The following is a 23,322-nucleotide window of genomic DNA, read 5'->3' on the forward strand; positions in this document are numbered from 1 at the left end:
ATCTGCTAATTCCACCGGGAGGGGCGTGTCTCTACCTGCGGCATGAGTGCTTGCGGGTCATCAGCTCCATAGATGGGGCGAGCTAAAGAGATTATGGGCCCTTAAGGGTTGCCAAAATCGAAACGGAATCCGAGCGCATGAAACGCCAGTGGACAAGGCGTCAGTTCCAGCTCCAGGGCTTCGACACGCCAGCCTTCCGTGAAACGCAGCCTCGATTGTATTTCCGGGCGCCCCCATCAGTAGACCCTCCCGCTCTCAACGGTGTCCGGTGCATCTGCAAAACGCTGCTTTCTTCGCTCTGCCGCTATGACTATTGTCTTGGAATTATTATGTCCTATATACCCTGCGGAGGTATATTTCATGATGGACAAGACGCGCGAAGCGGCGACCAAACGACTGGCCCGGATAGCAGGACAGGTGCGGGGTGTGGGCGGCATGATTTCCGAAGACCGCTATTGCATTGACGTCGTTCGTCAGATTCAGGCAATCAAGGCGGCTCTCAGTGGGCTGGAAGCGCTGATTCTGGATGATCACCTGGACACCTGCGTGCATCAGGCCCTGTCAGGAGAAGATGTTGCTGTGCGTCGGGAGAAGATCGAGGAGCTCGTCGCAGTCCTGGGCGGGCGCCGAAAATAGTGACGTTGCCGCAATTAAGTTCGGTAATGCTGATTTCAGACGAACACCAGAAGTGCTGGATGAAGGCTGGTTGTCCTGCCGCGACTGGCCCTGTCGTCAGCCTTCTCACCTAAGCTGACACAACGCTTGTCGCGGCAACAGTCACCCCAAGCGACGACTACAGCACGGGGGGACATTGCCACCGGGCGGGCAGCATTCCCGTAGGAAATAAGCAAATTGTATGTCCACGCTGGGAATGCCGCGCTGCGGTCAGGCCGGGCTTTTCTTGTTGAAGAAATTATAAAGCGGCACGAATAGAAGTGCCGTGTACCAGCCATACGCATAGGCCCACGCAAGACCGACAACGTATCCGGCAATTGACCAATGGAACCCCGGCATGAAGGCGGCCCAGCCTTGATGCATGTGCATGTTGACCTGTGTGTTGCCCATCATCATGTGCATTGGCACGGTCAGGCCCCACAACATGCATATCGTGAAGGTAATCGCGAGAAACAGCGATAACGCGTGACCTAAAGGAACGATCTTCATTGCTCGTCTCCAGTAGTGTTGGTGTCTGATTTCATCATCGGGCAGGATCCACTCATTGCGCCATGGTCCATCATGCCCTGTCCCATTCCACCAGCCATATGCGCTTCGCATTTCGCGCGCATTTCGGCTTTCATTTCAGGAAACGTCTCCATACAGGCCTTGTGCTGCGCTTTCATTTCAGGACTCATCATGTCATCGGCAGCCATCCCGCCACCCTGCATCATCCCATCGCCTTGCATCATTCCGCCTTCGGCCATCTTCGTCATCATGGTCGCCTGCATGGTTTCGCACTTTGCCCGCATGGCGTCTTTTTCGGCCAATGTCATTGACTGTGTTTCCGATGTGCTGGCGTCGATATTTTCTGGCGTACCATTCAGGTTGGCGCAGCCCGTCAGGGCCAGAGCTATACCTGCCGACACGAGAACTGCCGTACGTCTTCCAATTGTCAAAGAGGTCGTCATATTCATCTCCATTTGGTTTCGAGACTGCATTAAGCAGGCTTGCCTGATCAGTATTGATTGTAAAATTTGGCGCTACCGTACACCTGGCGTCAGCCTATGTTCGATAAGACCAATACACAAGGCAATATACCCACTAAGGGTATTTCGTCCCTGATGCAGGTCGAGCTCTCGGATTTGTGATTGGAGGAGCGAATGGACGGTGACAGGATTCTGATCCTGTACAGAATTTTTTGAGTCTCGCACGTTTTTCAGATCTTGGTCGTCAATCTTCGCACTCACCAATGATCAGCGCGGACGACCAATGGATGCGAGCAATTTTCCAGCCATCATCTGTCTGTCGGAGCCTGACCCTTTCCATCCTACACGAATGGATCATTTTTACCTTCGAAAAGGCCATGCGTTTGGGAATCCGGTATTACCACCGTCACGGTGTCGCTGCATATCTGCGACCTGCCGGAAAATTATGCAGCGTGCGTGTGGACGCCGCTCACTGTGACTCTCCAACGCTGGTACGGCTGTGTCGCAACTCAGGCGCTGCTGCTACCTCTATGCCGATTTCGACATTTGAACACGCGCGCACTCAGTCGAATTCGAGATGAAAAATTGAAACTGATGCATAAGGTTTGCGCGTGTATATAGAGAAGGAAATGGTTCTGCTTGATCAGTGCGCTTCTTTGTTGGCGCAGTCCGGTCGCGCATCGATCTCTTCAGGAAAATCATCATGTCTTCCTGCCGTAGGCCAGCGGCGCGGCTGCTCGCGATGAACACGCGCAAGGCATCACCCTCGCGACCGCGACGAAGGCGCAGATGGGTGGACGAAGTCAGGGGCTGGCACCTGGCCGGAGTGGCAATATGATGGGCGGCTACGGGGGATCGACATTCCAAGACTAGCCGTGGTGCTGGACGCTATCGGCATTTTGGCGTTCTGTCCCCGCAAACCATGAGCCACATTATTCCACCATGTTTTTCCCCCGTCGATCGGAATCAGATGAAATGTCGTTTGGAAAATGACCCCGAGCTGTGTTTCTTCGCTACTGCAATAGCAATTGGCGGTGAGAATTTGGATGCCATTGCGAACGTGCTAATTTGCGAGCGGGAAGACCGCGTTTCGATCACACCTTCTCAAACCTCGGATAATGGAAGTGGTAACGATCATGCCTGTTTCAGTCACTTATTTCTCGGACGTTCTTTGTATTTGGGCCTATGCGTCCCAAATCCGGCTTGAAGAGATTGCCAGAAACTTCGGGGCGGACGTTCAAGTTGATTATAGGTTCTGCTCCGTCTTTGGAAATTCCGCCGACAAGATTTCGCGGCGATGGGCCGACAAAGGAGCCTATGCGGGATTCAATCGGCATCTGCGAGAGGTCGGGAAGACATTCAGCCACATCGACGTCCATCCCGAGATTTGGCTTACAACCAAGCCAGCGAGTTCGGACAGTGCACATCTGTTCATCAAAGCTGTCCAGATTGTGGAGCTGAAATCTGAAGGTGGAGGCAATTCCGGTGTTGGTGGCCCTCTTTCAGCGCAATTGATCTGGCAGTTGCGTCGCGCATTTTTCCATGAGTGCCGCGACGTCTCCCAGCGCAAGGTTCAGCATGCGATTGCCGAACAGATCGGCATTCCAATTGCCCCGGTGGAGGCTGAGATCAACAATGGTGCGGCGTTCGCTTCACTGGCCGCCGATAACCTTCAGCGAGATCAGCTCAAGATCGAGGGCAGTCCGACTTTTGTGCTCAATCAGGGTCGCCAGAAGCTCTATGGAAATCTGGGGTACCGCGTCATCGAAGTGAACATCCGTGAATTGTTGCGGGAACCTGGCGTAAGCGAAATGAGCTGGTGCTGAGTGACCCGAGACCCTGAACATCCAATGATCCCAGCATTTTGTGCTTATCTACAAGCTGAATGATTCAGCCCACAAGACAGCGACACTTAGTGTCCTACGATCACTTCAAACCCGATTGGCAAAACCGGGTTCAAGCGCGGTTCACTTCTCAATTGTCGCCTCTTTATTCTCTACAGCCGATAGAGGGTCAAAAGCCAATTTCGCCGTTCTTTGAAGATGACAGACCTGCTGTGGATGTAGGTCTACAGGGGATATGAAGCCGCGTTGGAGATGCTTTCCATGATTGCGCAACAGGCCACTTCGCCGCCTTCACAAGACGTGATCATGCCCTGAAGTTCCCGTTTCAAAGCCCTCAATTGCTTGAGGCGTCGATCTACTTCCGCCAGATGGTGTCGCGCGACCTTGTCCACCTTCGCGCAATCTTCGTCAGGCGTCATTTGCAACGCGATTAGTTCACGGATCGCCTCAACAGGAAAGCCCAGGTCACGGGATTGCCTGATGAACGATAGGCGTTGCTGGGTAGCCGTATCGTAGACGCGTTGCCCCCCAGTTGTGCGTCCAGGATCCGGCAACAGACCGATGGATTCGTAGTAGCGGATTGTTGTCACCTTCACGCCAGCCGCTTTTGACAGCTGCCCTATCGTGCGTCTTTGAGTTGCCATACATTTTCTCCTTGAACCTCTAGTCACTAGAGCCTTTATAAAAGGCTCGAGAGAATAATCAGCAGCGAACTCGCGCGGCGCGATCTTCGGAACTAGCTGGAATGTTGCAGTACTGACTGACAAAATGAGGATGATTTGTGGCTGACGAGGACGAGTGCTGCGGCGTCAATGAAAACCTGATCCGGTCTCCCGGCTACCGACGGGCCCTATTAATCGTGGTTATTCTCAATGTTGTATATGGCGTCATCGAACTGTTCGGCGGATTTCTGGCCAATTCACAGGCGCTGAAAGCGGATGCGCTGGATTTTCTCGGGGATGGATCAATTACGTTTCTGGGCCTGCTTGCGATAGGCTGGTCGCTCGTGTGGCGGGCAAGGTCTGCGCTTATTCAGGGTGTGTTCCTCGGTCTGCTGGGGTTTTGGGTTATTGTGTCCACTATTCTGAAGGCCATGAACGACACACCCGTCGAGGCGGGCTTGATGGGCCTATTTGCTGTGGTTGCGCTGGTCATCAATGTTGTTGCCGTCCTGCCGCTGCTGCCGTACCGTGACGGCGATGCCAATATGCGCGCTGTTTGGCTTTTTTCCCGCAACGATGCGATCGGCAATGTTGCGGTGATAGTTGCGGCGGGTCTCGTGGCGCTGACCTCAACGCGGTGGCCGGACTTGATTGTGGCCTTCCTGATTGCCGCACTCTTTTTGCATTCGGCCTGGACTATTATTCAACATGCTATTCGCGATCTGCACACGGCTAATGCAAGCCTGGCAGATCCTCTTTCTATCAAGACAGCAATAGAATGAGCAGATATCTGCGAATGCTGGGTCTTTCGATTGTCTTTTTTGTTTTTGCTCTGGATTTGGCCAGCAAAGCGTTGATGTTTTCGGCGCTCACAAAAGCAGGTGGTCTGATAAACCTTTTGCCATTCTTCGACTTCAGGCTCGGATTTAATCACGGGGTCAGTTTTGGGCTTCTGAGTTCGCAGAGCGACTGGGCGCCCTGGCTGCTCGCCGCTGTCGCTTTGGGCATTTCAGTTTATCTGTCGATGCGGCTGTGGCGCGCCACGACCAAGACTGAATCTATTTGGATCGGGCTTATCATTGGGGGAGCGTTGGGAAATGCTGTGGACCGGCTGGTGGATGGTGCCGTTACCGATTTCCTCGACATCCATATCAACGGGTATCACTGGCCAACATTCAATCTGGCGGACGTCGCGATCGTCATTGGTGTCGCAATCATAATCTTTGATGGATTCCGCAATACGATCGCTGATCGATCTGATCCGCCGGCAACGCTGTGAGTGAAGATGCTCAATGAAATGGCGCGCGTGGGCTTAATCAGCTTCGGTTCCCATTCTCAACCTTTCCCACCCATCGGCGCTCACAGTGCTCTAGGCCTCAATCACAAACTGCCCCATCATACCAGCGTCTTCATGTTCGAGTATGTGGCAATGGTACATGTAGGGCGTGTCAGAATCGGCATAATCCTTGAATGACAGCAGGAGCCGGACGCGCTCGCGCGACGACAGGAGAACAGTGTCTTTTAAACCCATCTCATGTTCAGGTGGCGGGCGGCCGTTCCGATCAAGAATTCGGAACTGCACGTCATGAACATGGAATGGGTGAGCCATCATCGACGCGTTCTCGACCTCCCATATTTCGGTTGTATCCAGTTTCACGCGCTCATCTATCCGCGCCATGTCCATCGACTTGCCATTGATGGTGAAACCCCCTCGGCCACGCATGCCCATTCCCATTCCCATTTCCAAAACGAAGCGACGGGTCTTGACGGCTTTGCTTGGGTCGATCGCCGGAAGGGTTGTCAGCTTCGCAGGGGTAGCCGTCGAAGGGCGAAGTTGCTCGTTCGGGACGATAAGCAGGACTTTGAAGACCGATCCTTCTGAACTGCGTCGAGAGTTGCCGCGCCCCCATCGGCCGCCCATCATCCCGCCATCCATCATTCCCATTTCACCCGACAGTGACCTGGCAAGCAGTTGCAGAGGTACCCCATGACTTGCATCGACCACTATTTCCGCGCGTTCTCCGGGGGACAGTCTGATCCGCGACATCCGGACCGGTGCCTCAAGATGTCCGCCATCACTGCCAGTCATCAAAAAACTTTGCTGGGTTTCAAACTCAAAATCATAAATCCGGGCGTTTGAGCCGTTAAGCAAACGCAGTCGAAGCAGCTCTGTCTGGCATTCAAATGCAGGATCAATAACGCCGTTCACAAGCAACGTGTCACCGCGCATACCCATCATGATATCGTGCATTGAGCGTGCATAAATAAGCCGACCGTCTGAACCGAAGGCCCGGTCCTGCACAATAAGCGGCACATCATCGATGCCATACTCATGGGGCAGGGAGTCAGTGCGACCCTCATCATCACGAACGATTATCGGTCCCGCCAAGCCATGATACACTTGTGGTCCCGCGCGCCGATGCGCGTGAGAATGATACCAGAACAAGGAAGGTTTCTGGCGCACCTGAAATTGCGCCGTCCAGGTTTCGCCTGGTGCGATGCGTTGATGTGGCGTCCCGTCATATCGCGCAGGTACGTGGAAGCCGTGCCAGTGAAGTGTGGCATCCTCTTCCAAAGTGTTGGTCACACTCATGCGCACGTCGGCACCATTTACCATATCCAATGTCGGGCCAAGATAGGATTGGTTGATACCTATGGTCGGCGTGAATTGGTTATCAAAAAATGCCGTACGCCCGCTTTGTAGCGTCAGATCATATTCTGTAATCGCACCATTCTTTTGCCCGGCATAGAGAACGGGCACCTGAAGCAGGTTTCGATCAGAGACGCGCGTGGCCTAGATCTGTCCATTCACCTCGCCTCCGCAACCCGCCAAGCCTAGCGCTGTTCCGGCCAAGCCAAACAACGTTGTTCTCCGGGTAAACATGGATTGTCTCCTCTGTTTGTTGTCCCTATGCCTCGCTCGGCCCGATCGACAAGGTTTTACTTCTTGTTGAAGAACAAAAATTTGACGAAGGCCGCGCTGCCTAAAACAAGAAAAGCGATAAGCAAAAACATCAATAAACCGCCGATTGGATCCATCGTCATCCATTGGTCCCGCATCATCAAATGGTCATTGTTCACAATTTATCTCCTCTGCGCCGCCGGCGTTCAAACACTGTTTGGCCATGGCGCGACGTCTTGGCCAGGAACCGAAACTCGGACTGTGCAATCTATAGCCAGTGGAGGGTCAAGATCTAATTGAAAAAAATTCGTCCTTGCGGCATCGTCTTCAGATCCGCACCCTGTCCGATCAGCTGAATGTTGAAATCCATCTTGTCAAATCGAATACACCACTCACAAAAGAGATGGGCGCGAGGCGATCACCTGACGACTCCTCAACGCAGAAGTCTTCAACCTAGCAGCATGTCCGGAGCTCCAACGCCGCTTTGAAATAGATCAGGAGCGAGGTTCGGATTTTTGCCGTGGTTGGTTTTGACGGGGCCGCTGCCAGTCCACGTAAAGATTTTGTGCGAGCTCTCATCATGCCTCTGGCTATTTTCGCTCTTTGAATCCAAGAAGTCGAAGCGCATTGAGTGCAACGATCAGGGTTGATCCTTCATGCGCAATAACTGCCGGCCCGATGCCCAGACCAAGCAATGTCGCTGGCACCAGAAACGCCACGATACCGAGACTAGCCCAGAGATTCTGTCGGATGATCCGGCGCGTTGCACGGCTAAGGGCCACCGCGAACGGCAGTGCTTCCAGATCATCAGCCATCAAGGCAATATCGGCCGTTTCGAGCGCGACATCCGATCCGGCAGCGCCCATTGCAATGCCGACAGTCGCATTGGCCATCGCGGGCGCATCGTTCACGCCGTCCCCGACCATGGCGACACCGCCTTCGGCTTTCAGGGCCTTGATCCTTGTCACTTTGTCATCTGGCATGAGGTCGCCAAAGGCCTCGTCAAGGCCGACACTTCCTGCAACGGCATCGGCGACATTCTGATTGTCGCCAGAAATCATCATCATGCGGGTCACGCCGATATTACGCAGTCTGGCGATCACGGTTTTGGCGGACTCGCGCGGAGTATCCATCAGGCCGATTGCGCCGAGATAACGATCGCCCTGCCTTACAATCATGGTCGTGCGGCCTTGTGCCGCCATTTCGGTGACACGGGAAGCCAGGTCAGATGGTACCGACGGTCCATCAACCTCATCAAACAAAGCGGACTTTCCGATATGAACGGTCTTGCCCTCAAACTTTGCCGAAACGCCGCGCCCGGTGACACTGGAGAAATCAGTCGCCGCGCCGATGACGGTGTCCAGGCGTGTCCTGGCATCGCGCACAACGGCCTGGGCGAGGGGATGATCGCTGAGCGCTTCGACCGCAGCGCTCACCGTCAGCAATTCCGCTTCGGTCGCGTCGCCGTAGGGTGCGATATCAACAAGACGGGGCTCGCCCTCGGTGAGGGTCCCGGTCTTGTCGAATGCAATGGCATCGACGCGTCCAAGGGCTTCGAGCGGCGCGCCGCCCTTGATGAGCACGCCTCCGCGGGCCGCACGGGCGACTCCAGACAGGATAGCGCTTGGGGTCGCGATCGCCAGCGCGCACGGACTGGCCGCTACCAGAACGGCCATTGCGCGATAAAAGCTGTCCGACGGTGCCTCATCCAGAACCAGGAAGCCGAGAGATGTGACAAGGGCCAGCAGGATGACCAATGGTACGAAGATCCGCTCGAATTGTTTCGTAAAGTTTTGCGTTGGAGACTGCCGGGTTTCCGCCTCACTGACCATTGCGACAACACGGGCAAGCGTCGTTTCCCCCGACAATCTTGTGACCTGGATATCCAGGCTGCCTGATCCATTGATCGACCCGGCAAAAACGCGATTCTCCGATTTTATATTGTCCGTATTTGCTGCAGCCGTCTCGGTGTCATCGACAGGCTGCTTGTCTACAGGTGCGCTTTCACCTGTGATCGGTGCCTGATTGACGGTGCTGGTACCGGCAGTCACAAAACCATCGGCTGGCACGCGTTCATTGGAGCGCACGACAACAATGTCACCGACGACCAGGTCGTCAATGGACACGGTTTCGGTTTGCGCGCCCCTTCGAACGAGAGCTGTTTCTGGTGTCAGGTCTGCCAGTGCTGAAATCGCATTGCGTGCCCTCGCCATCGCGTAACTTTCAAGCGCATGGCCGATTGCAAACAGAAAGAGCAGAAATGCGCCTTCGGCCCATTCGCCCAGTATGGCCGCACCCGTGGCTGCGACCAGCATCAGAAAATCAATCTCAAACTTGCCCTTGAGAATGCTGCCGAACGCTTCGCGCAGAGCAAAATAGCCTCCAAAGCCATAGGCGGCGAGCAAAAGTAGAAAGCCAGCGTTCTCCGGCATCAAACCGAGTTTCGGCCCAAGCCAGCCCACAAGCAGACACGTGCCGGACATGAGAGCAAAGACCAGTTCTGCCCGGTCTCCGAGCAGTCGGTTCAGCCAGCCATCATGCGCGTGGACATGGCTGGTTTCCTTGCGGTCGTGATCATTTTTGTTCGGCGAGGTCAATCTGGTCTCCTATCTGGCCTTGAGCCGCAGGCGGAAAAACCGCCCGCGGCCCGTAGGCTCATTCCGCTACAGCAGGATGGAGGTGTTCGGACTCCAGAAGCGAGTGATGGCTTTCCGGTTTCGGAGCAAACCAGCGATGCAGCGCAGGCATCACCAGCAGGGTGAGCAAGGTCGACGAGACCAACCCACCCGTTACCACGGTGGCGAGCGGTCTCTGCACTTCTGCGCCGACGCCTGTCGCGAAGAGCAGGGGGGCAAGTCCGAGCGCTGTCGTCATCGCCGTCATCAGGACAGGTCGCGCCCGAAGCCCCGCCGCCTCGATGGCGAGATCGTCGAGGTTTCGGCCAGCCCGCGCAAAGTCATCCATGAAACTGACGAGCACCATGCCGTTTCCGAGGGCGATCCCGAACAGGGCGATGAACCCGACTGTGGCGGGAACCGAAACCGGAAGCCCGGTTATCCAGAGCGCCAGTGCGCCCCCCGTCAGGGCCAGCGGGATATTCAGCAAGATGAGGACCGACGACTTCAACCGGCCGAACGTTATCAACAGGATCAGGAGCACGATACCGAGCGTGATCGGAATGACCACGGCAAAACGGGCGTTCGCCTGTTGCTGAAGTTCGAACTGGCCGCCCCAGACAAGCCGGTAACCGGGAGGCAACTCCAATTGGGCATCCGTCAGCGCCTGCGCTTCCTCGACAAAGGAACCAATATCACGCCCCCTCACGTTCGACTGGACCGTGATAAAGCGTTCTCCATTCTCGCGTGTGATCTGGCGCGGTCCGATGATCGTCTCGATTCTGGCGACAGTTTCGAGAGGTACGCGTGCGCCCGATGGTGATTCCAGCACGATACGGCTGATTGCTTCGGGCGTATCCCGGTTTTCTTCATGCAGGCGCACGACGATTGGGAACTGGCGAACACCTTCGAACAAGGCACCGGCTTCGGCGCCGCCGACGGAGGCGCGAAGCGCATCCAGTGCGTCTTCAACGTCGAGACCGTAACGGCCAAGGGCGGCCCGATCCACCGTCACCACGAGTTGCGGTGCGCCGGTGATCTGGTCGGCCTGGACTTCAGCAGCGCCGTCAACTTGCTGCAGGAGTGTCTGTAGCACCTGCGACCTGTCGAGAAGGATTTCCGAGTCTGGCCCGAAGATCTTTACCGCCAGCTCAGCACGTGTTCCGGTGATGAGCTCATCCACGGCCATGGCAATCGGCTGCCCGATGCTTGCAACGATACCTGGCACCGATTCCAGGTTTTCCGAGATGGCCGTACGCAAGTCCTCGGGAGACATCCCTTCGCGCCACTGATCGCGCGGTTGCAGTTCGACGAAGGCTTCCGCGCTATTGGTCGGGTCCGCATGCGCACCGACTTCGCCGCGCCCGATACGGGTGACGATCGACTTGATCTCGGGAAACGCATCCAGCAGCCGTTTTTCGACCCGCGTTGTCGTTGCGGTGGCTTCTGTCAACGAGATCGATGGGGCCATCGTGACCCGCAACAGAATGTCACCTTCTTCGAGCGAGGGTGTAAATTCCGACCCAAGCTGCGAGCCCGCGAGCCCACCTGCCAAAAGAAGCACCGCAGCCATCGCTATGGCTGCCATGCGTTGCCTTACAAAAAAGCCTGCAAGTGAGCTGACATAGCGGGCGATAAGGTCAGGCTTCTCTTCGTTCTTTGCCTTTCCGCGTCGCATCAGGCCATTTGCAAGGGACGGCGCAATCAGCGCGGCGTAAAAAAGCGAACCGGTCATCGCAAGCGCAGCAGATGCGGCGAGTGGACGGAACGTCTTGCCCTCAACGCCTTGCAGCGAAAACAGCGGCAGGAAGACAACGATGACCACTGCGACAGCGGCAACCAGGGGCGCAATGACCTCGGCAGTCGAGCGTGCAACGACGCTGCGCTGATCTTCCGTGCCTGCGCTTTCCCGGAGACTCCGATCGACATTTTCCGCGATGACGATCGCGCCATCGACCATCATCCCGATGGCAATGGCGACACCGCCCAGCGACATCAGATTGGCACTGATGCCGAGCACGTTCATCGCGATGAATGCAAAGCCGACAGAGAAGGGAATAGAGAGAACGACGACGAGGCTTGGCCGCCAACCGCCCAAAAAGACGAAGACAACAAGCGCCACAAGAAGACCGCCCTGCCAGAGCGCGGTCGTCACCGTTGCGGCAGCCTTGTTCACGAGCGTGCCCTGATCATAGTAGGGGATGGCCGTCACGCCTTCGGGCAGGCTTGCGTTGATTTCCTCAAAGCGCTGCTGCACACGGGCGATCACGTCAGACGTGTTGGTGCCATAGAGTTTCAGCACGAGGCCGGCGACGACTTCGCCTTGGCCATTTGCCGTGGCAAGTCCTTGTCGGACGCCGCCGCCGATGACGATTTCGCCCAGGTCGCGGACGCGGACGGGGCGTCCGTCATCAACATTGACAACGATTTCGGCAAGGTCATCGACCGACCGGGCCAGTCCAACGCCGCGCACGGTGTACTGCTCCGCGCCAATTTCGAGGAATTGCGCGCCCTCGGTCTTGTTGCCACGCTCCAGCGCGCCAATCACGTCGCCAATCTGGATATCATAGGCGAGCAAAGCATCCGGATCGAGACGGACCTGGTATTGCTTCTCGAAGCCGCCAAGCGAGAGCACTTCGGTGACGCCCGGTACGGTTTGCAGTTGGTACTTGATGATCCAGTCCTGGATCTCGCGCATTTCGACAAGGTCCCGCGTCCCGCTGGAATCATCAAGTCTGAAATAGAGAATGATGCCCAGGCCCGTCGAGATGGGGCCCATTTGCGGGTCGCCAAATCCGTCCGGAATGTTGCCGCGCGCCTCTGCGAGACGTTCGCCAACGACCTGGCGCGCAAAATAGACGTCCGTCCCGTCTTCGAAATAGATGTTGACCACGGACAGGCCGAAATTCGAGACTGAGCGCATGCTCTTGAGTTTCGGGAGGCCGGACATGGCCGTTTCAATCGGATAGGTGACATAGCGTTCGACCTCTTCCGGGGCGAGGCCTTCGGTTTCGGTAAAGACCTGAACCAGGGAGGGGGTGACGTCCGGAAAGGCATCCACGGGCAGGGCCCGGAAGGCGAACAGGCCGCCAAGCGTCATGGCGAGTGCCGCGATGGCTGCCAGGAGACGGCCCCCGGCGATACGGTGCATAAAATTGATCATGTCTGTTGGTCCTAGTGTCCGTGTCCATCGCCAAAGGCGTCTTTTTCAAGCTGGGCCTTGAGGGTGAAACCCCCTTGCGAGACAAAGGTCTCGCCGACCGCCAGGCCCGAACGAATTTCGACAAAGCCGCCGGCCGTTGCACCGATCATCACTGGCCTGGGTGCGAAACCGCCTTCAACGGGAACGAATATTGACGGTTTGTCTTCGACAATCTGGACAGCTGTTTGCGGGACCCGCACCACGGGGCTTGCGTTGCCGACACTGAGATCAGCCGTGACAAACTGGCCAGGCGTCAGACGGCCATCTGCATTGTCCACAATCACTCGTGCCGTCGCGGTGCGAGAGGTTTCATTGATGACGGGAAGCACGAAAGCGACAGTCGATAGCGCCAGGACATCTCCAGCGTCGGTCTTGAGCGCGACAGGTGCGCCAATACGTATACGACCAATGTCCTGTTTGTAGACGGCGATGTCTGCCCAGACCACGCTGTCATCCGCGATCGTGAAGAGCGTGTCGGCGCCGGCGTCTCCCGCGGCAACAGTCTCGCCAAGAGTCACTGCGCGCCGCACAATCGTTCCAGCGATCGGCGCAGTCAGGTAGGAATTGGCATTGTCGCCATCTCTTGCTGTCGCGACGTTTTCCAGCGCTTCATGACTGACACCTGCTGCGTGTAGCTCATTTTCGGCTGCATCACTTACGGCTTTTGCGGCTTCAAATTCCGCACGTGCGGTCTGAACGTCGGCTTCAGAGGTGACCTTGTCGGCCCAGAGCTGTTCCTCGCGCGCGAGGGCCTGAGCGGCAAGGGCTTTTCTGGTTTCACCCTTCTGCCAGGTCGCTTTCAGGCCGGCGAGATCGCGGCTGGAGATCAGCGCCAGAGTCTCGCCTCGCTTCACGCTATCGCCTTCGCTGGCGTAGAGCTTTGCGACAACGCCGCTGACCTTTGGTGAGACATTCGCGACCCTGTCTGCGTCGAACATTATTTCTGCTGGAAGGCTGAGTGACTGGCCCATTTCGGCCATTTTCGCCTCACTGAGTTCAATGCCCGCTTCGCGTGCTTCTGCTTCGGTCAGATTGACGACATCGCCTTCGTCTTCGCCGTGTTCGTCGTGAGTATCGTTTCCTTCGGAGTCCTTCTCCTTGTCGGCAGCTGAGAATGCCTCATACGGGGTGTTCCCGTGCGTGTCATTTACGGCCGAAGCGACGGCGCTGGTTTTGCCGTCTGCCGCTGAAGTCTCGCCACAGGCCGACAGCAGGGCTGTCAAACTCAGTAGGGCTGTTGTCAGGATCAGGGACTGTTTCATTGGATGTCTCCATTAAAGGGGGGGGCGCCAATCAGGCTTCGCAGGCGCATGTTTTCGGTATTCAGGGCGCGGGCGGCATCGATCACGGCCACGCCGGATTCGATCAGGCCCTTACGGGCATCGAGGGTCGAAGTGAGATCGAACTTGCCTGCGGCATAGCCCTGGACGGATGCTTCATAGGCCGCCCTGGCAGAGGGCAGGGCATCGTTTTCAAGGAGGGCCAGGCGTTCCTGGGCCGCGCGGACCTGAGCGACTGACGCACGTTGGCTGGCAAGCAATCTTGCCTCCACAGCCGCCCGGTCGGCGCGACCGGCATCGGTTCTGTAACCCGCGGCGCGGGTTGCGTCCCGGTTGCGGTCAAACAATGGGACAGGAACGCTGACGCCCAGAAGGAAGGCGGTATCGCCCGTTTGTTCAAACTGCCGCATGCCGGCACTTAGCGTAAGATCAGGAATCCCTTGCGCGCGCGCCAGATCCTGCTCTGCCTGCCGGGCGACGATGCCCGCTTCGGCTACTTTGATGGCGGGGTGTTGGCCCAGGTTGGCAGGACCGGGGTCGGCGGGCGCCGTCATTGGCTGGACGGGTGCCTCGAAGACCGGGTCGGCGCTTCCCCACAATGCGCTGAGATCGTAGCGAAGGGATTCCATGTCACCGCGTGTCTGTGCGGCCACTGCGCGCAAGGCTGCAGCATCGGCTTTCGCCCGGGAAAGTTCCGGTGGCGCGGCCGCGCCTGCATCCACTCGCTTGCCAACGGTTTCGCTGAGCGTGTCCGCCAGTTCGGCCGATTGATCGGCGAGACGGACGAGCTGGGCGGCCGCGTCCAGTTCATAGAAGAGCGTCACCGCCTCCAATTCTGTTTCGCGCAGGATGGCGTTACATTCTGCCGTTGCGAGTGCGGCACTGGCACGGGCAGCGCGCTGCCGTTTTGATCGCTTGCCGCCCAGCTGGAATGTCTGGGCGATCGAAAACGTTGTCTCGGTTTGATCAAAGCCAGCGAGTGGCCCGGAGCCCGAGAAGTTTTCTAGTTCCAATCCAATCGACGGATTGAGCCAGCGACCGGCCTGATCTGCGTCCGCCTGGCGAGCGCGTGTTTCCAGTGCGGCCTTGCGCACTTCCGGGGAAGCATTGCGGACTTCTGCCAGTACGGCGTCCAATGTTAAGGGGGCACCTGCCTCGATTGCGGAGACAGCGACCATTGGTCGGCTGCACGGAGCCGCGACCGCAGTGCCCGCAAGGACAGCTGCGATCAGGGCACAACATGCACCCTGCTTCAATGTATTCATTGAGTTAATTTCCTCGTGATGACCTGAAATATGCCGACGGCAGAGCCGTGGCTATGGCGTCAGATCAGACACGGGGAGGGCGGTAGAGGCCGAAGGGACCGGCGCGAGGCGCGGTCGCGTTTATGCCTGGCCACACGGAAGCGTCAGGAATTATGCGAGATACGGAGCTGGTATGAAAGGACCCGGCCAGATGGAAATGACAACTCCCGCATGCATCTACATGATGATCATGATCCGGGCTCGACTGTCCGTCTTTCGTGCGTTCTGTGCTCGTTTCGACGCCCTGGTCATCCAAAGCCTGACAGACTATCGTCTCAGGATCAATCGCATGTACATCCGCCGACGCAGGGCCAATCAACATGGTCGCGACCAGACAAGTCGCGAGCCAAAGTCTGATATTGAAGATGACGCCGAACAAACGCATGTGATGCGCCATAACAGTCAATTCTTCAAAAATCACTAAGAAATGTCACGCTCTTGAGGACTTTTACGCAACAGGGCTGGTGGTGGCTTACTAGTCCGGCAGGCATTTAGCGCTATCCGGTCGCCCGTAAATATATCGCGAGTCTTACGGCAGCGCGATCACAACTCCTTGATTTACCATGTCGGACTATTGGAATATTAATTTTGATGTGTGCATAGGGATCGAATGATCGGCATCTGTCGCCTCTTCCTCGCGCTTGTCGCGGCTGCACTGGTCGCCTGCCCGGTGATGGCCTTGGATGTCCAGAATCGTGGCGACGGCATCGAGGCGATGCTTGTGTCGAAGAGTGTTCAGGCAGCCCCTGGCATTGAAGATGTTCATCGCGATGCTTCCGGACCCGATTCGATGGAAGAGTCGTGCCCTAAACGAAATGATTGCAGCATTATCGCAATCAATCAGGTTTCACCCGCGCCCACCGTCTCTCCGCTGCCCGATGAAGCGAATTTGATCGCGATTCCGGCGGTGCAATTTTCGGTGGAAGAAGTCCTTATCAAGGGGTTCTCAACCGGTCCGCCGGCAGGAACATACAAACCCCGCCCGCAGACACCTCTCGTCCTGAAACAACGTTTCCTGATCTGATCAGCACAACAATCGCTCTGCCGCGCGCCTGAAGGCTCGCGGGCGGTTGCCTTGTTCTTCTGATTCAAATCCAGGAAAGACCCATGTTCACTCACCCATCACGCGTCTGGCTGCTCGCAGCGGTCGCCGGATTCGCATCTTCAACTTTCTCGGGTGCTCGCGCCCAAAGTCTCGATCAGCTGGAGGCAGAGCTCGCGCGCCATCCCGCGCTGGACGCCCTGCAATACCGTTCGGACGCAGACCGCGAACGCGCCACGGCTGCTCACGCGCTACCCGATCCGGTCATATCGCTCGGCATCAACAATTTGCCCGTTTTCGATCCGGTATTCGACAGGTTCCTGCCAACCAACAAGGCTGTAGGGGTACGCCAGCAGTTTCCGTCTGCTGCCTTGCGAAACGCCCAGTCATCGGGAGCGAATAATCGCGCCGCCCAGACCGATGCGGCGCGCGATTGGCAATATGCCCAGTTGCGCGCGGAGCTGCGCATTTCGCTGATCGAACGCGCGCGTATCCGGGAACAACGCCGCCTCGCGCTGGCCCGGCGCGAAAAATATGCCGAATTGACGGACGTCATACAGAACGAGATCGATGCGGGCCGCCCGGCTCTGTTCCGGCTGGCACAAGTCGATGTTGAGCGGGCTGATATTGATCGCGCGCTCGCAGAGCTCGACGCCGAGAACGCAGATATCGATGCCAGGCTAGTCGACCTAATCGGCGCGGTACCTGATACAGATGCGCCTATGCCGGTCGTCGCTGAATGGACGGGGGAGGCCGGCGCCTTTCACGCTGTTCGTATCGCGCAGGCGTCTGTCGGCGTTGCCGACGCCGGCGTCGATCAGGCGGCCGCCGCATATAAACCAGAATGGGGCGTGCAGCTAACCTATCAGCAACGTGAAAACGGGCGCGGAGGCATGGGATCCACCTTTGCTGGCGATGACTGGGTCTCGGGCATGGTGACATTCACTGTTCCCATCTGGGCTGAGAAGAGCCAGGCGCCCCGGCTGCGCGCGGCCAAAGCCGACCGTAGCGCGGCACGTGCCCTGTCCATGGCGGCCGCGAGGCGCGCGGCATCCGACTATGCGGGTTACCTGGCGACACGGCGTGCAGCCGTCGAATCGCTGGCGGTGCTCAAGCAGAAGATCCATTCTCTTGAGGACCAGCGAGACGCCTTGCTCACTGTGTATGAGTCCGGCGCCGGAGACTATTCCCCGATCATCGATGGCGAACTCGCTATCCTGCTCCTTCAGTCGCAAACCGCTGCCGAAGCGGCGCGCCGCGACGGCGCGACCGAGCGCCTCAATGCCCTTCTGGTGACATCATGAAAAATACAATTGTAACAAGTTTGCTCGCCTTGACTCTTTTGCTGGCCGCTTGTGGCGGCGCTGACCCCAATGCGGCAACGATGCGTGGGGCGGATGTGTCAGCCGATTCCGGCGGGGAGGTGCAGTCCTACACCTGCCCAATGCATCCGCACTATATATCGACCGACGCTGACGGGACCTGTCCGATCTGCGGCATGGATCTCATACCTGCCAAGGCAACGCCCACAGCAGGCAAGGGCAAGGGGGACGTCCTTTACTACAAGAATCCGATGGGCCTGGCTGACACGTCACCGGTTCCCAAGAAGGATTCGATGGGGATGGACTATATCCCAGTCTATGACGAACCAGCCGCTGGCAGCGGTATCACCGTGCCGTCCGAAATGTTGCAGACAATGGGTGTTCGAACGGCGCGCGCCCAGTATGCGTCATTTGGTCGGACGGTACGCGCATATGGAAACGTACAATCGAACGAGCGAACGGAATCTGCGTCGACCTCTCGGCTTGAAGGCTGGATCGAAAGCCTCACTGTGCGGGCGGAAGGCGATGCGGTTCGTCCCGGTGCCTTGCTGTACCGTATCTACAGTCCCGACCTGATTGCCGCACAAAAGGACTACCTGGCATCGGTCAAGATTGGCAATGACGCCCGGATCGCTTCCGTTCGCCAGCGCCTTCGTTCACTTGGCATGCAACCCGCCACAATCGCCCAGCTGGCCAGCACCGGTCAGCTCATTGAACGCGTCCCGGTCTATGCCGAAACAGGTGGGATCGTGAAATCTCTCGACATTCGCGAAGGCGATTATGTCAAACCGGGCACACCGGTCCTGCGCCTCCAGTCATACAGCGATGTCTGGGTCATTGCTTCCGTCGCAGAGAAGGATCTGCCCTTCATCGACACGGGGCTGCCGGTATCTCTCTCCATCCCAAGTGCACCGGAGGCGGCAGGGAAGGGTCAAGTCGACTATATCTATCCGACAATCGATCCGAAGACGCGTACGGCGCAGGTGCGTATTCTCGTCGACAACGCATCCGGTGCGCTCCGGCCGGGCGCCTATGCCGATATATCGTTCGACCTTGGCGGCGAAGCGCGCCTCTCGGTTCCGAGCGAAGCGGTGCTGCGTGACAGTTCCGGCGCGCATGTTGTTGTCGCGCTGGGCGATGGCAAATTCGACGCGAGGGCTGTTCAAACCGGTGTGTCCGCCCAGGGGCTGACGGAAATCCTGCAAGGCGTCAGGGCCGATGAAGAGGTGGTTGCCAGCGGCCAGTTCCTGCTCGATTCCGAAGTCAGCCTCCGCGAAGGGCTGGCAAAACTTAGCGGACCAACCGCCGGAGGGAATCCGGACACGCCACTTGACGAACTCGTCACCGATTCCGGAACACTGGCCGAGATCGACCATCTGACGGACATGGCCCTGTATTTTTACGAGGCGCTGACAGAAGGGTACCAGATCGATCCGACTTTTCTCGCGCCGGCGATTCAGACCGGCGACGCGCTTGGCGTACGTTTCAGCGGCACGAGGCTGGCGCCTGTCCTCGAGGGCGCCGTAACTGCGCTGATGTCGACCACCGACGCCACGGATGAGGTGACAACACGCAATGCCCTGGCAGCCCTGATGACTGCGCTTGACCCCTGGCTCATGGAAGGCGCGCCCGCCCATTACCGAGACGCAGGTCTTGCATTCTATCGTGAGACAGAAACCGGGCGCGCCTGGCTGCAGCAAGGGAGCGAGCCGACCAATCCGTATGGGACAGCCCAGGCAGAGAAGATCGCGTGGCCTGATCCCATGAACATGAATATGAGCGACATGTCGGAGGTGCCACAATGAGCGCGTCTTCCGATCAAGACCTTGCTGGCCGCGACCCGTCGCAGTCTTCTATCGCGAGACTTATTTCCTGGTCTGTTGCCAACCAGCTGATTGTGATGACGCTTGCGGTTGCGCTTGCGGTTGCTGGCTGGCTCGCGATCCAGAACACCCCGCTTGATGCCATTCCGGACCTGACGGATACGCAGGTCATTATCCGGACGGACTTTCCGGGCCAGTCGCCGCAAATTGTCGAAGACCTGGTGACCTATCCCCTGTCAACCAGCCTGCTTGGCCTGCCCAGGACGAAGGATGTGCGCGGGGCGTCGATGTTCGGAACCAGCTTCATCTATGTCATCTTCGAAGACGATGTGGACCTCTATTGGGCAAGGTCGCGCGTGGTTGAGGCCCTCTCGAGGCTCGGGTCGGAACTGCCTGCAGGCGCGACGCCGCAGATCGGACCAGACGCGACAGGAGTCGGCTGGATCTACCAATACGCACTGGTCGACAAGACGGGGGGGACCGACCTTGCCGAATTGCGCTCCCTGCAGGACTGGTTCCTCAAACTGGAACTGTCAGGCGTCGAGGGCGTTGCGGAAGTCGCTTCCGTCGGCGGCTTCGTCCGGGAGTTTCAGGTTCTGGTCGACCCGAACCGGTTGCGCGCGTTCAATGTTCCGATCCGGCGCGTGGCTGAAGCGGTAAGGTCTGCGAGCGGCGAGGTTGGCGGGCGGGTGCTCGAGCAAGGCGAAACCGAATTCGTTATCCGGTCCTCCGGCTATGTCGAGCGCAGTGCGGACCTGCAACAGGTCGTGGTCAAGGCCGAGGATGGCGCGCCGGTGACACTGGGCGATCTTGCGCGGATTGTTGAAGGACCGGCCCTGCGTCGCGGTGTGGTCGAACTGAATGGCGAAGGCGAGACAGTCGCCGGCATTATTGTGATGCGCGATGGCGAGAATGCGCTCGATGTCATCAGGCGCGTGAAGGCCAAACTGGCAGAGCTGCAGCGCGGCCTTCCAGAAGGGGTGGAGATTGTCACCGTCTATGACAGGGCGCCGCTGATCGAAGGCGCCGTTGAGTATCTCAAGGGAAAACTACTGGAAGAGGGAATCGTGGTTGCGCTGGTCGTCTTCATATTCCTCCTTCACTTCCGTGCAGCGTTCGTCGCCATCATTACGATACCGCTCGGTGTGCTCGGGGCCTTCCTGATCATGTCGGGGCAGGGTGTGACGGCCAATATCATGTCGCTTGGCGGGATCGCCATCGCGATCGGCGCCATGGTCGATGCCTCAATCGTCATGGTCGAGAATGCCAGCCGGAAGATGTCGGAACTCGGTGACACGGCTACGCCAAAAGTGCGAAGAGCAGCCCTGGTCCACGCGGCCCAGGAGGTCGGACCCGGGCTGTTCTTCTCCTTGCTGATCATTGCGGTTTCCTTCCTGCCAGTCTTCGCGCTTACGGGAGAAAGCTATCGTCTCTTTTCGCCCCTTGCGTTCACGAAGACCTATGCCATGGCATTCGGCGCAGTTCTGTCGGTAACCGTCGTGCCGGTCCTGATGGTCTGGCTCCTGCGCGGACGCATGAAACCGGAAAGCGCCAACCCGCTCAACCGGTTCTTCATCTGGCTGTACAAACCGATACTGCATGCGGCGCTGCGCTTCAAATGGCTGACGATCGGGCTGGCATTGCTGGTCATGGCCAGCGTCATTCTGCCGGTCCAGCGTCTCGGTACAGAATTCATGCCAGCGCTGTATGAAGGCGAACTTCTCTACATGCCGATAGCCTTGCCCGGCGCCTCCTCAACCAAGATGCGTGAAATCCTCGGTCAGACAAACCGGCTCATTTCGACCGTTCCGGAAGTCGAACGCGTTTTTGGAAAAGCGGGCCGCGCTGATTCCGCAACCGATCCGGCTCCCCTGACCATGATCGAAACATGGATCCAGCTGAAGCCGAAATCCGAATGGCGGCCGGGCATGACACCGGACAGGATTACCGACGAGCTGAACAGCCGGCTCCAGATGCCTGGCCTGGTGAACTCGTGGGGCTATCCGATCAAGATCCGTATGGACATGGTGTCGACCGGAGTGCGCACACCGATCGGTGTGAAGGTCACCGGTGACAGCCTTCAGGACATAAGCCGCGTCACGCGCGAGATCGAAACGGCCGTGTCCAATGTGCCCGGCACAAGGTCGGCCTTTGCTGACCGGGTCTTGGGCGGCCGATATCTGGAGATTACACCGGACCGGGCCGAACTCGCACGCCGAAACATCGATATGGGTGTCTTCCAGTCAGTCATCCAGACGGCCCTCGGGGGCATGAAACTGGCGGAGTCCGTTCAGGGACGCGAACGCTACGATATTATCCTGCGCTATGATCGTGCGTTCCGGGAAACCAGCACGGACCTTGAGAATATACTCGTGCCGACTCCGGAAGGTGCCCATATCCCGCTCGGCGAGATTGCCAGCGTCGCCTATACGGAAGGCCCACCCATGATCCGGTCGGAAAATGCAAGGCTGACAGGATGGGTCTTCGTCGATATCGCTGGGCGCGATCTTGGCGGTTACGTCTCGGATGCGAGAAAGGCCGTGGCCGATTCCGTCGATTTGCCTCCGGGCTACGCCGTGGAATGGTCTGGTCAATACGAACAGATGCAGGCTGCCAATGACCGTTTGAAGATTGCCATTCCGGCGGCTGTTGGTCTGATTTTTCTTTTGCTCATGCTGCATTTCGGTAAATTTGATCGCACCGCCATGATCATGATGTCGCTGCCTTTCGGCCTGGTTGGTGGACTTTGGGCGGTCTGGCTTGCGGGCTACAATTTGTCAGTTGCCGTCGCCGTGGGCTTTATTGCGCTCGGTGGCATCGCCGTTGAGACCGCCGTTGTCATGCTGCTCTATATCGACCAGCAGGTCAGGCTCGAACGACCAGAAAGCCGCGCACAATTGTTCGCCGCCGTGAGCCATGGCGCGGCCATGCGGGTCCGGCCGAAACTGATGACGGTGACAGTCGTTATGGCCGGTCTCACGCCGATCTTCCTGACGGAAGGGTTAGGGTCTGACGTGATGCGCCGCATTGCCCTGCCCATGCTCGGCGGCATGGTTTCGACAACCGTTCTCACGTTGATCGTCGTCCCCGTGATTTACTACATCTGGGTCGGACGAAAACTGGCCACACGGGCGGGATCGGATTCGACGGTTCCGGCCGACCCTATCGAAACGATTGAAGGAGAAATAGCATGAAAACGATCAAAGGCATGAAGGCGGGCATCATCTTGGGTGGGCTGGCATCGACGCTCGTCGCTTGCGGGCAAGCCCCGGACCCATACGCCACAGCCGCGAGACCTGAAACTGCGAGAGCAGGCCAGCCTAAGAACCCGGCATTGCAACAAGCGCTATCGGGAGAGGGTCAAGGTACGATTATATCGATTGGACCGGATGGTGACTTCCTGACAATTGATCATGGTCCGATTGAAGGTGTTGGCATGGGCGCGATGACAATGGGATTCGAGACACTCTCAAGAGTTGATCTGGCGGGATTTGCCAAGGGCGACAAGGTCGCGTTCAGCGTCAAGCAGGGCAGGGACGGGAGTTTCCGTGTAACAGTCATTTGTAACATCGAAGCTCACGGCAAGGATTGCCTGCCAAAATTGACTCCGAACTAGATTGCATATTTGCGTGAATGCGCAGTTCGGCACGCACGGCAGTAGTTTAGCCCTATCAATTGGCACA

General features: G+C 57.7%; 18 protein-coding genes. 10 read left to right on the plus strand and 8 right to left on the minus strand.

Annotated elements, in window-relative coordinates:
- Positions 1-360 precede the first annotated feature (360 nt).
- The gene (locus HY30_RS15765) at positions 361-636 is read left to right on the plus strand and encodes a metal-sensitive transcriptional regulator (RefSeq protein ID WP_034742915.1); all 276 of its coding nucleotides are present in this window, start codon (positions 361-363) and stop codon (positions 634-636) included.
- 249 nt (positions 637-885) lie between these two features.
- On the opposite strand, the gene HY30_RS15770 is transcribed toward HY30_RS15765, so the two are convergent.
- A complete protein-coding gene (locus HY30_RS15770) occupies positions 886-1,164 on the minus strand; it encodes a hypothetical protein (RefSeq protein ID WP_034742917.1) in 279 nt (92 codons plus the stop codon).
- Positions 1,161-1,625, minus strand: coding sequence for a hypothetical protein (locus HY30_RS15775; protein WP_155839378.1), 465 nt, complete (start codon positions 1,623-1,625; stop codon positions 1,161-1,163). Before HY30_RS15775 ends, HY30_RS15770 begins: the two co-directional genes overlap by 4 nt.
- Before the next feature lie 1,136 nt (positions 1,626-2,761).
- On the opposite strand from HY30_RS15775, the gene HY30_RS15780 reads away from it, so the two are divergent.
- The gene (locus HY30_RS15780; RefSeq protein WP_051615574.1) at positions 2,762-3,469 is read left to right on the plus strand and encodes a DsbA family oxidoreductase; all 708 of its coding nucleotides are present in this window, start codon (positions 2,762-2,764) and stop codon (positions 3,467-3,469) included.
- A gap of 242 nt (positions 3,470-3,711) precedes the next feature.
- On the opposite strand, the gene HY30_RS15785 is transcribed toward HY30_RS15780, so the two are convergent.
- Positions 3,712-4,131 (minus strand): MerR family transcriptional regulator, encoded by a 420-nt coding sequence (locus HY30_RS15785; RefSeq protein WP_034742921.1) that lies wholly within the window; start codon positions 4,129-4,131, stop codon positions 3,712-3,714.
- Positions 4,132-4,268: 137 nt separating this feature from the next.
- Here HY30_RS15785 and HY30_RS15790 point away from each other — a divergent pair, with 137 nt between their 5' ends.
- Complete coding sequence (locus tag HY30_RS15790) at positions 4,269-4,931, plus strand: cation diffusion facilitator family transporter (RefSeq protein ID WP_051615575.1); 663 nt, start codon at positions 4,269-4,271, stop codon at positions 4,929-4,931.
- Entirely contained in the window at positions 4,928-5,428 is a 501-nt protein-coding gene (lspA, locus tag HY30_RS15795; RefSeq protein ID WP_034742923.1) for a signal peptidase II, read from the plus strand. Before HY30_RS15790 ends, lspA begins: the two co-directional genes overlap by 4 nt.
- Before the next feature lie 90 nt (positions 5,429-5,518).
- Here the strand turns inward: lspA and HY30_RS15800 are convergent, their stop codons facing one another.
- The 5 genes from HY30_RS15800 to HY30_RS15820 all read right to left on the minus strand — a co-directional run bounded on the left by HY30_RS15800 (position 5,519) and on the right by HY30_RS15820 (position 15,413).
- Positions 5,519-6,910 carry a multicopper oxidase family protein gene (locus HY30_RS15800; protein ID WP_155839379.1) on the minus strand — a complete coding sequence of 464 codons (1,392 nt, stop codon included), beginning with the start codon at positions 6,908-6,910 and terminating at the stop codon, positions 5,519-5,521.
- A gap of 731 nt (positions 6,911-7,641) precedes the next feature.
- Positions 7,642-9,648 (minus strand): heavy metal translocating P-type ATPase, encoded by a 2,007-nt coding sequence (locus HY30_RS15805; RefSeq protein ID WP_034742925.1) that lies wholly within the window; start codon positions 9,646-9,648, stop codon positions 7,642-7,644.
- Between the two features lie 58 nt (positions 9,649-9,706).
- The gene (locus HY30_RS15810; protein WP_034742927.1) at positions 9,707-12,829 is read right to left on the minus strand and encodes an efflux RND transporter permease subunit; all 3,123 of its coding nucleotides are present in this window, start codon (positions 12,827-12,829) and stop codon (positions 9,707-9,709) included.
- 11 nt (positions 12,830-12,840) lie between these two features.
- On the minus strand, positions 12,841-14,130 hold the full coding sequence (locus HY30_RS15815; RefSeq protein WP_034742930.1) for an efflux RND transporter periplasmic adaptor subunit: 1,290 nt from the start codon (positions 14,128-14,130) through the stop codon (positions 12,841-12,843).
- Entirely contained in the window at positions 14,127-15,413 is a 1,287-nt protein-coding gene (locus HY30_RS15820) for a TolC family protein (protein WP_034742933.1), read from the minus strand. Before HY30_RS15820 ends, HY30_RS15815 begins: the two co-directional genes overlap by 4 nt.
- Positions 15,414-15,603: 190 nt before the next feature.
- Here HY30_RS15820 and HY30_RS20540 point away from each other — a divergent pair, with 190 nt between their 5' ends.
- From HY30_RS20540 to HY30_RS15850, 6 genes are all read left to right on the plus strand, one after another.
- Positions 15,604-15,876 (plus strand): hypothetical protein, encoded by a 273-nt coding sequence (locus HY30_RS20540; RefSeq protein ID WP_034742936.1) that lies wholly within the window; start codon positions 15,604-15,606, stop codon positions 15,874-15,876.
- 186 nt (positions 15,877-16,062) lie between these two features.
- Positions 16,063-16,476, plus strand: coding sequence for a hypothetical protein (locus tag HY30_RS15830; protein WP_034742939.1), 414 nt, complete (start codon positions 16,063-16,065; stop codon positions 16,474-16,476).
- An 83-nt stretch (positions 16,477-16,559) separates the two neighbouring features.
- Positions 16,560-17,798, plus strand: coding sequence for a TolC family protein (locus HY30_RS15835; protein ID WP_034742943.1), 1,239 nt, complete (start codon positions 16,560-16,562; stop codon positions 17,796-17,798).
- Positions 17,795-19,621: an efflux RND transporter periplasmic adaptor subunit gene (locus tag HY30_RS15840; protein ID WP_034742946.1), complete on the plus strand. Its 1,827-nt coding sequence runs from the start codon at positions 17,795-17,797 to the stop codon at positions 19,619-19,621. Before HY30_RS15835 ends, HY30_RS15840 begins: the two co-directional genes overlap by 4 nt.
- A complete protein-coding gene (locus HY30_RS15845) occupies positions 19,618-22,833 on the plus strand; it encodes an efflux RND transporter permease subunit (RefSeq protein ID WP_051615576.1) in 3,216 nt (1,071 codons plus the stop codon). Before HY30_RS15840 ends, HY30_RS15845 begins: the two co-directional genes overlap by 4 nt.
- The gene (locus HY30_RS15850) at positions 22,830-23,255 is read left to right on the plus strand and encodes a copper-binding protein (protein WP_051615577.1); all 426 of its coding nucleotides are present in this window, start codon (positions 22,830-22,832) and stop codon (positions 23,253-23,255) included. Before HY30_RS15845 ends, HY30_RS15850 begins: the two co-directional genes overlap by 4 nt.
- Positions 23,256-23,322 lie beyond the last annotated feature (67 nt).

This window comes from Hyphomonas chukchiensis (assembly GCF_000682695.1).
In the GTDB taxonomy this organism is placed as follows: Bacteria; Pseudomonadota; Alphaproteobacteria; order Caulobacterales; family Hyphomonadaceae; genus Hyphomonas; species Hyphomonas chukchiensis.

Excerpts from the sequence above, each read along its gene's own strand:
- HY30_RS15840 (WP_034742946.1), top strand. The coding sequence starts at position 17,795 with ATGAAAAATACAATTGTAACAAGTTTGCTCGCCTTGACTCTTTTGCTG.
- HY30_RS20540 (WP_034742936.1), top strand. The coding sequence starts at position 15,604 with ATGGAAATGACAACTCCCGCATGCATCTACATGATGATCATGATCCGG.
- HY30_RS15770 (WP_034742917.1), bottom strand. The coding sequence starts at position 1,164 with ATGAAGATCGTTCCTTTAGGTCACGCGTTATCGCTGTTTCTCGCGATT.
- HY30_RS15810 (WP_034742927.1), bottom strand. The coding sequence starts at position 12,829 with ATGATCAATTTTATGCACCGTATCGCCGGGGGCCGTCTCCTGGCAGCC.
- HY30_RS15850 (WP_051615577.1), top strand. The coding sequence starts at position 22,830 with ATGAAAACGATCAAAGGCATGAAGGCGGGCATCATCTTGGGTGGGCTG.
- HY30_RS15815 (WP_034742930.1), bottom strand. The coding sequence starts at position 14,130 with ATGAAACAGTCCCTGATCCTGACAACAGCCCTACTGAGTTTGACAGCC.
- HY30_RS15785 (WP_034742921.1), bottom strand. The coding sequence starts at position 4,131 with ATGGCAACTCAAAGACGCACGATAGGGCAGCTGTCAAAAGCGGCTGGC.
- HY30_RS15780 (WP_051615574.1), top strand. The coding sequence starts at position 2,762 with ATGGAAGTGGTAACGATCATGCCTGTTTCAGTCACTTATTTCTCGGAC.
- HY30_RS15765 (WP_034742915.1), top strand. The coding sequence starts at position 361 with ATGATGGACAAGACGCGCGAAGCGGCGACCAAACGACTGGCCCGGATA.
- lspA (WP_034742923.1), top strand. The coding sequence starts at position 4,928 with ATGAGCAGATATCTGCGAATGCTGGGTCTTTCGATTGTCTTTTTTGTT.
- HY30_RS15845 (WP_051615576.1), top strand. The coding sequence starts at position 19,618 with ATGAGCGCGTCTTCCGATCAAGACCTTGCTGGCCGCGACCCGTCGCAG.
- HY30_RS15830 (WP_034742939.1), top strand. The coding sequence starts at position 16,063 with ATGATCGGCATCTGTCGCCTCTTCCTCGCGCTTGTCGCGGCTGCACTG.
- HY30_RS15835 (WP_034742943.1), top strand. The coding sequence starts at position 16,560 with ATGTTCACTCACCCATCACGCGTCTGGCTGCTCGCAGCGGTCGCCGGA.
- HY30_RS15820 (WP_034742933.1), bottom strand. The coding sequence starts at position 15,413 with ATGAATACATTGAAGCAGGGTGCATGTTGTGCCCTGATCGCAGCTGTC.
- HY30_RS15775 (WP_155839378.1), bottom strand. The coding sequence starts at position 1,625 with ATGACGACCTCTTTGACAATTGGAAGACGTACGGCAGTTCTCGTGTCG.